Annotated in this window: 1 protein-coding gene; it reads right to left on the bottom strand. The window is 74.5% G+C overall.

Annotation, left to right across the window (positions count from 1 at the left end):
* Window positions 1-819, bottom strand: an 819-nt coding sequence (locus B5G43_RS16870) for a nucleotidyltransferase family protein (RefSeq protein WP_143382905.1), incomplete at both ends; no start/stop codon positions are given.

Raw genomic sequence — 819 nt, 5'->3', positions numbered from 1 at the left:
GCTCCGGCCGGTCGGCGGCGGTGAGGCCCAGATAGGCCCAGGTGAGCAGCCGCCGCAGCCGGGCCAGGGGGAAGCGCTTCGTCTTGGCCAGGGCGAGGAACTCCTCCGCTGAGCGGGCCTGCCGCCCGCAGCGGACTAGCCGGGCGGGGAGCCCCTCGGCGCTCCCCCCGTCGGGGAGGGCGGCCCAGTCGGCCTCCTCCATGGTGCGCACCCGGTCCAGCAACACCGCGCCGCACCGATGGAAATCCGCAATCTCCCCCGCCCAGGGGGTACATAGATAGGGTTCAGCCTCTCCCCTGTTGCCCGCCCGCAGCAGCTCCCGCAGGTGGGAGGCCGAGGCGAAGCCCCCCGCTGCGCCGCCGTCGTGGTCCACGCCCTGCCGCTGCACCGCCAGAGCCCTCCAGTGGGGCGGGATGGCCCTCAGATACTCCACCGCCAGGTTGGCGTTGGGCCGGTCCAGCACCGAGGGCCCGCCCAGCCGCTCCTCGGCCGCCTGCTGCCGGGCCACCGGGAAGGGCAATCCCTGGGCGGAGAGCTCCTTCACCCGGGCATGGTACTCCGGCTCCTCCAGCACCGCCGCGCTCGCCCGCAGGGCAGCGAGGTCCGCGCACTCGCTGCCGAAGGAAAGGGTGTCCACCACCCCCGTCCCGGCCAGCACCTCCACGGCCCCCCGGGCAAAGGTCTCCGCCGACGCGCAGGCCCACACGGTAGGGAGCTCCAGCACCAGGTCGGCCCCGGCTTCCACCGCCCAGGCCGCCCGCTTCCACTTGTCGGTGACGGCACAGTCCCCCCGCTGGACCCAGTGTCCGCTCATGGCGC

This window comes from Flavonifractor sp. An92, from assembly GCF_002159175.1.
Classification (GTDB): Bacteria; Bacillota; Clostridia; order Oscillospirales; family Oscillospiraceae; genus Pseudoflavonifractor_A.
The sequence above is the reverse complement of the archived record's forward strand: the minus strand, read 5'-3'. Positions and strand labels throughout refer to the sequence as shown.